General features: G+C 67.3%; 7 protein-coding genes. 5 read left to right on the forward strand and 2 right to left on the reverse strand.

The window, feature by feature from the left end:
* The first annotated feature begins 29 nt into the window (after positions 1–29).
* From V7787_RS42965 to V7787_RS42975, 3 genes are all read left to right on the forward strand, one after another.
* The gene (locus tag V7787_RS42965) at positions 30–722 is read left to right on the forward strand and encodes a hypothetical protein (protein ID WP_336093767.1); all 693 of its coding nucleotides are present in this window, start codon (positions 30–32) and stop codon (positions 720–722) included.
* A gap of 39 nt (positions 723–761) precedes the next feature.
* Positions 762–1,496, forward strand: coding sequence for a glycoside hydrolase family 25 protein (locus V7787_RS42970; protein ID WP_336093768.1), 735 nt, complete (start codon positions 762–764; stop codon positions 1,494–1,496).
* 314 nt (positions 1,497–1,810) lie between these two features.
* Positions 1,811–2,290 carry a GNAT family N-acetyltransferase gene (locus V7787_RS42975; protein WP_336093769.1) on the forward strand — a complete coding sequence of 160 codons (480 nt, stop codon included), beginning with the start codon at positions 1,811–1,813 and terminating at the stop codon, positions 2,288–2,290.
* Positions 2,291–2,401: 111 nt separating this feature from the next.
* Here V7787_RS42975 and V7787_RS42980 read toward each other — a convergent pair whose 3' ends face one another.
* Positions 2,402–3,466 (reverse strand): alpha/beta hydrolase family protein, encoded by a 1,065-nt coding sequence (locus tag V7787_RS42980; protein ID WP_336093770.1) that lies wholly within the window; start codon positions 3,464–3,466, stop codon positions 2,402–2,404.
* A 292-nt stretch (positions 3,467–3,758) separates the two neighbouring features.
* The gene (locus V7787_RS42985; protein WP_336093771.1) at positions 3,759–4,691 is read right to left on the reverse strand and encodes a carbohydrate kinase family protein; all 933 of its coding nucleotides are present in this window, start codon (positions 4,689–4,691) and stop codon (positions 3,759–3,761) included.
* A 418-nt stretch (positions 4,692–5,109) separates the two neighbouring features.
* Here V7787_RS42985 and V7787_RS42990 point away from each other — a divergent pair, with 418 nt between their 5' ends.
* Together V7787_RS42990 and mreC are read left to right on the forward strand one after the other, a co-directional pair.
* Complete coding sequence (locus V7787_RS42990) at positions 5,110–6,156, forward strand: rod shape-determining protein (protein WP_336093772.1); 1,047 nt, start codon at positions 5,110–5,112, stop codon at positions 6,154–6,156.
* A gap of 172 nt (positions 6,157–6,328) precedes the next feature.
* Positions 6,329–7,387: rod shape-determining protein MreC (gene mreC, locus V7787_RS42995; RefSeq protein WP_336093773.1), on the forward strand; the 1,059-nt coding region annotated here is incomplete at its 3' end.

Here is a 7,387-nt window from a genome sequence, read left to right on the forward strand (position 1 = left end):
GCGCTGGCGCCGCTCCATCTGGAGGACGAATGGATTCGCAACGCAGATCGATGTTGGCCCTGTTGTCGGCGTGCCTGATGCTGATGGGTTGGTCGCAGCACGCCTTCGCCCAAACCGATGCGAAAGCGGCGCTCGCCGATCCGGCGATGGCGGTGGAGAAGGCTGAGCTGCCGCCCAAGTGGATGCCGCCTGAGCCCGGGAGCGTGCGTGCGAGGGTGTTCGCCGCGCTCGCCGACGCGCAAGAGACGACGTTGTACTCGCTGCAACCCTGGCAACCTCCGGTTCCGCCGGAGCAATGGGACGAGTTGCCCTACAAGGAGCGTTCGCGCCGCGAAGAGCGCTTGTTCGAACGCAGCGAGCGCGAGTGGTGCAAGCGCGAGAAATGTTTTCACGATAACCGCGTACTGGGTCGGACCCGTGTCGCCGCCGCCGACCTCCCGGTGGTACGCACCGCGCTCAGCGATGCATTGAGTCGAGTGCCCGACGCGGTGAGTTTGTGCAGGCCCGAGTACCGGCATGCGGTGAGTTTCGTCAGCGCCGGCCAGCGGTTCGAAGTGCTGCTGTGCTATCAGTGCGGTCAGTTTCTGCTGGTCGACGGCAGGAACCAGGAAGACGGTCAGGCCGGGAGCATGGGCGATCAGGCAGCGATCGACGCGATCTTGCGACGCGCCGGTATCGCGCTGGCCAAGGCGCCGGACGATGGCGAAGATGAGGCGGAGTAGGCCGCCGCATGGGCGCAGCCACCCGATCGATGGGTAACGATGCCGGAAACATTCTCCCGTAACCGCTGGCGCCGGATCGCGCTTTGGACCTTGGCGGTCGCCGCCATGGCGCTGGCCGCGAGCTTGGCCGCGCGCGCCTGGTTTCTGCACTGGCAGCCCGATCGCCAACGCTACCCGCTGCGCGGCATCGACGTGTCGCATCACCAAGGCGCTATCGACTGGCCCGCGGTCGCGCGCGACGATGTGGCGTTCGCGTACCTGAAAGCCAGCGAAGGCGGCGACCACCGCGACCGCCGTTTCACCGAGAACTGGCGGCAGGCGCGCGCGGCCGGCATCGCGGTGGGCGCTTACCACTTCTTCACCTTCTGCCGCGACGGCGCCGAACAGGCGCGCAACTTCATCGAAGCGGTGCCGGTGCAGGCCGATGCGTTGCCGCCCGCGGTCGATCTGGAATTCGGCGGCAACTGCGGCCAGCGGCCGGAGCCGGCGGCGATGCGTGCGCAGCTCGATGCGTTTCTGCGGCCAACCGAAGCCGCGTACGGCAAGCCAGCGGTGCTGTATGTGACGCCGGAATTTTTCGACGCTTATCATCCGGTTCTGCCACAGCGGCCGCTGTGGCGCCGCTCGATCCTGCACGCGCCCGATGCGCGTGCGGCGTGGACATTGTGGCAGTACCACAATCGCGCGCGGGTCGAAGGCATCGTCGGGCCGGTGGATTTGAATGTGTTTGCGGGCGATGCCACAGCGTTCGCGCGCTTGCGCGCGGCACAATGATTTCCCGACTGTCGTCTCATGCACTGAACTTCAAGTCACTGGATCCCCGCGTTCGCGGGGATGACGGCATCTACGGGGATGGCGGCATCGAAGATTCCATGCGACCACTCAGCACGCAGCACGCACCCCACCTACAGTCATTCCCGCGAACGCGGGAATCCAGGGCTTCACCGCGACATGACTCTGAAGTCTCTGGATCCCCGCCTTCGCGGGGATGACGATGTTGAAGAACTCTATGCGATCACTGACGACGCAACCCACCCACCGTCATTCCCGCGAACGCGGGAATCCAGCGACTTCCACGCGAGCCCCGCATGAGCCATGACCACCTGCAAGTCCGCATCGGCCTGCTCGCCGATCACCCCGGCGTGTTGCCGCATCTGCAACAGTTGTTCGAAGCCGAATGGCCCGACTACTACAGCACAGGCGGCCCCGGCGACGCGGCGCGCGATCTGGCCGCATACTGCGGCCGCGATGCACTGCCGGTCGGCGTAGTCGCCCTGCTCGACGGCGAAGTGGTCGGCATCGCCGCACTCAAGGCCGCCTCCATCGACGCCTACCCGCAATTCACGCCCTGGGCCGCGGCCGGGTTGGTGGCGCCGCAATGGCGCGGTCGCGGCATCGGCGCGCAACTGATTCTCGCGCTGGAAGCGCAAGCGATGCGCCTGGGCCACGGCGCCATCTACGCCGGCACCGCGACCGCGGGCAGCCTGATGCGGCGCCTGGGTTGGGAGTATCTCGACACCACGCCTCAGCACGGCGTGCAGGTTGCGGTGTTTCGCAAGCGGTTGTGAGCGACTGATCTGTTGCTCCGCCGATGATCGAAGGGCGCCGGTTCTGAAGACCCGTCGCCTTCGACTCGAATCGCGCTAACGCGCCGTAACCTCGACGGAGCCACGCGCGGCTTACAACGCCTTCTTCACGCCCCCAGCATCCGGCGTCGGCGCAACCGTCGGCGCGGCCTTGTCCTGCTTGAACTGCGCATCGAAGAACCGCACCGCATCGGCATTGATCTTCTCGTGAATCCTGGCGCGGTCCACGCCCGCGGCATCCTTGCAAATCACCGGTGCCGCTTTGGCCAGTTCCTCGCCGCACGGCGGCAGGAAGGCGTAGTGTCCGGCGCCGGGAACTTCGGCGAACTCGTACAAATTCGGCAGCAGCGGACGAATGCGCAGGCCGTTCTCCGACGGTATCAGCACTTGGTCTTTCTGCGCGGTGTACAAAAACACCGGCGCCTTCACATCCTTGAGCGAGTTCTTATCGAACAGAGTGCTGAAAGGCGCCATCGAAAACCCGGCGCGCACGCGCGCATCGGCGGTCGGCGGCGGATTGGCGATGCTGTGGACTTGTTCCGGCGCCGGCAGCGGGCGGTCGCACAGTTCCGGCGCGCCCGGATATTTCTTGCAGAAGGCCGGGAACAAATCGAAATCGGGCTTGGCCCCGAGCAGCAACGACGTGGTGTAACCGCCGGCCGAGAAACCGGCCGAGCCGATGCGTTCGGCGTCGATATGCCCGGACAAGCGCGAGTCCTTGAGCGTCGCGCTGATGACCGCGCTGGCTTGCCAGGCGCGACCGAGCAGCACCCGGTCGGTGCCGGCGCCCTTGGGATCGTCGTAACTGTCGCCGACGTGCTGCGGCATCGCCACGATATAGCCATGGCGCGCCAGCGCCGCGCCGAGGTCGTGATGGCCGTACATGCTGCCCAGGTGGCCGTGCGAGAGCACGATCAACGGAAACCTGCCGTCGGCGATCGCGCTGTCGGCAGCGGCGGCGACGGCGTAGGGGCCGACCTGGGTGAGCGCGTCGGCTTTCGCGTCGTGGCTGGGGTACATCACCAGCGCCGGCACCGTGGTGCCGGTGATCGGCTCGAAGGTTTCGATCTTGCTCATGCCCACGCCTTGCGCGTGCGCGGCGAGGGCGAAGACGCCGAGCAATGCGGCGGCGAAGCGGTAGGTGGCGCGGCGCGGCATCGGCGGGATTCCGGCGGTGGGGTTGCGCCGATTCTAAGCCCGCTGTCGCGGTGCAGCGTGTTCGATGCGGGGGGCAGCGCGAGTGGCGGTTTGGGGCGGGGCGCGCGTGGGCTGTTGCGGTGTGGTTGCGGATTCGCGGTCGCGGCTTGCGCCGCTCCTACAGGTAGGCCATGTCGGTTTTGTTGGGCGCTGTTCGGGCAAAAAAAATCCCGGCCGGAGCCGGGATTCTTTCGATGCATCGATGCGGGACCGGAGATTCGTTCAAACAAATCCCCATTGCCGCTGTTAACGCTTACAGCGCGTAACCGAACTGCTGCCGGAACTGCTCGGCGAATTCCTCGTAATCGAAGCGCTGATTCTGCGTACCCGGATGCTCGACCTTCAACGCGCCCATCAGATTGCTCATGCGGCCGATGGTCAGCCAGTCGAAGCCCTTCTCGATGCCGAAGATCAAACCGGCGCGGAACGCGTCGCCGCAGCCGGTCGGATCGGTCACGCGGCGCTCGTGCGCCGGCGGGATGTCGTAGCTCTTCTCGGGTGTGTGGATCTGCGAGCCGTGCGGGCCGCGGGTGGTGATGTAGGCCTTGACCCGCTTGACGATGTCGTTCTCGCTCCAGCCGGTGCGCTCTTGCAGCAGGTTGGATTCGTAATCGTTGACGGTGACGTAGTCGGCCTGTTCGATGAAATGGCGCAGCTCTTCGCCGTTGAACAACGGCATCGCCTGGCCCGGATCGAAGATGAAGGGAATGCCGCCCTCGGCGAATTCCTGCGCGTTCTGGATCATGCCTTCGCGGCCGTCGGGGCTGACGATGCCGAAGGTCACGCCCTTCACGTCGCGCACGTGGTTCTCGTACGAACGCATCATCGCGCCCGGATGGAACGCGGTGATCTGGTTGTTGTCGTGATCGGTGGTGATGAAGGCCTGCGGCGTGAACAGCTCCGGGATTTCCTTCACGCACTCCAGGCGAATGTCCTGCTCGATGAACCATTCGCGGTACGGACCGAAGTCCTGGCCGACGGTGGCCATCGGAATCGGATCGCCGCCGAGCAGCTTGAGGTTGTAGGCGATGTTGCCGGCGCAACCGCCGAACTCGCGACGCATGCGCGGCACCAGGAACGACACATTCAAGATGTGCACCTTGTCCGGCAGGATGTGGTTCTTGAACTGGTCCGGAAACACCATGATGGTGTCGTAGGCCAGAGAGCCGCAGATCAGCGCAGACATTGGTTCACCCCGAGATATTTTTATTGGATTCGTCGTTCTGCGCGGCCCGGTGGCGAACGCAAAAGCGGGCGGTATAAGACCGCCCGGCGGCGTAGGGTAGCCGCTGGGCGCGCGGCCGGCCAGTTTTTTAGCGCCGCCGGGGCGAGGATGCCGGGCGATCGGAGAAGTTGCGAGGGTCCCGGCCGCCGGTCGGGGGCCGGGTCCGGGGCGGGGCGGCGACAGGGTCGCGACAGCCTCGGGGCCGGGCCGGGCGCCGGGGTTGTACCTAGGGTTATCCCCAGGGTCGGCGGGGCCCGCCGCGGCCGCTTGCTGAATAGCCGGGGCGCAGCGAAACCGTTGATTTTCCTTGCTCGCAGGGGGGGCGATTGCTAGGCTAACGCCCCCGCTTCGCCCTTACTTTTGACGGCCCAATCCCCCGATGTTCAAGAAGTTTCGCGGCATGTTCTCCAATGACCTGTCCATCGACCTGGGCACGGCCAACACCCTCATTTATGTGCGTGGGCAAGGGATTGTCCTGAACGAACCGTCCGTGGTCGCAGTGCGCCAGGACCGGATGATCGGCGGCAACCGCACCGTGGCTGCGGTCGGCGGCGAGGCCAAGCAGATGCTCGGCCGTACCCCCGGGCACATCACCACCATCCGGCCGATGAAGGACGGCGTCATCGCCGACTTCACCTACACCGAGGAAATGCTCAAGCATTTCATCCGCAAGGTGCACAAATCGCGCTTCCTGCGCCCGAGCCCGCGCGTGCTGGTGTGCGTGCCCTGCGGCTCGACCCAGGTCGAGCGCCGCGCGATCAAGGAATCGGCCGAAGAGGCCGGCGCGCGCGAGGTCTACCTGATCGAAGAACCGATGGCCGCGGCGATCGGCGCCGGCATGCCGGTGACCGAGGCGCGCGGCTCGATGGTGGTCGACGTCGGCGGCGGCACCACCGAGGTCGCGGTGATCGCGCTCAACGGCATCGTCTATTCGGCCTCGGTCCGGATCGGCGGCGACCGCTTCGACGAATCCATCATCAACTACGTCCGCCGCACCTACGGCACCCTGATCGGCGAGGCCACGGCCGAGCGGATCAAGCTGGAAATCGGCTGCGCCTACCCGCAGGAACGCGCCGCGGTGATCGAGATCTCCGGCCGCAACCTCGCCGAGGGCGTGCCGAAGATGGTCCAGATCAACTCCAACGAAGTGCTCGAAGCGCTGCGCGAGCCGCTGGCCGGCATCGTCTCGGCGATCAAGCTGGCGCTGGAACAGACTCCGCCGGAACTGTGCGCCGACGTCGCCGAGCGCGGCATCGTGCTGACCGGCGGCGGCGCGCTGCTGCGCGACCTGGACCGCCTGATCAGCGAAGAAACCGGCCTGCACGTGCAGGTGGCCGACGATCCGCTGACCTGCGTCGCCCGTGGCGGCGGCCGTGCGTTGGAACTGGTCGACATGCACGGCAACGAGTTCTTCGCGCCGGAGTGAGGCCGGCCATGGGGAATCGGACACCGGGAATCGCACAACCCGTTCGCCGCTTCCGGTTTCCCGCGCTTTCCGGCGTTAATGTCCGTAGTACCTGGCAGGCGTACGCAGCGACCCATCGCTGCGTTCGCGCTTTTACGACTCCCGATTCCCGATTTCCGACTCCCGGCCCTTAATGCCTCCCTACGCCGGTCCCTCCACCGCAGCCCGTAGCGGCGAAGTCGCCGATACGTTGCGCCTGATGGCGTATCTGGCTCTCGCGCTGGTGCTGATCGTGCTCGACCACCGCGGCGGCTGGCTCAACCAGGCGCGCAAGCAGGCGGCCACCGCAGTGGCGCCGTTGTGGGCGGTGGCCGGTTGGCCCGGCCGCTTGGTCGAACGGGTCAGCGACGACGCCGGCACCCTCAGCCAGCTCACCGAAGAAAACCGCCGGCTGCGCAACGAGGCGCTGGTCAACCGCGCGCGCATGGCGCGGCTGCAGTCGGTGGCCGCCGACAACCAGCGCCTGCGCGGCCTGCTGGAAGCGGCCGAGCGCGGCAACCTCGACGTGGTGCTGGCGCCGATTCTAGATATCGACCTGGACCCGACCCGCCAGCGCCTGATCCTCGACGCCGGCAGCCGCGACAAGATCCGCGTCGGCCAGAGCGTCATCGACGCCGGCGGCCTGCTCGGCCAGATCACCGGCATCACCCCGCTGCACGCCAGCGTGCTGCTGATCACCGACCCCTCGCACGCGGTGCCGGTGGCGGTGGCGCGCAACGGCGTGCGCCTGGTGGTGTACGGCGAAGGCCGCAGCGACCGCCTGACCCTGCGCAGCGTGCCGCTGTCCAGCGACGTGCGCGTCGGCGACGTGCTGGTGACCTCCGGCCTGGGCGGGCGCTTCCCGCCGGGCTTCCCGGTCGGCACCATTGCCGCGCTCAAGCCCGACGACAGCCGCGCGTTCCTGGTCGGCGAAGTGAAACCCTCCGCCCAGCTCGACCGCGGCCGCGAGGTGCTGGTGCTGCTGTCGCTGCCGCCGGTGCCGGCCGACGCCACCCAGTTCGACACCCAGCCGGCGATGCCCGAAGCCCCCGGCGCGTCCTCGCCGGCCGCCCAGGCCGCGGCCGAGAACGCCGCCGGCGCCGCCGCCATCGCCGCGGCCAAGAAATCGCACGTGCAGTCCAACACCCGCCCGGACGATCCGGCCGCGACCGCCGCGCAAGCGCGCGACGCCGCCGCCTCGCGCGACGCGGCC

Source organism: Pseudomonas sp. CGJS7 (assembly GCF_036961695.1).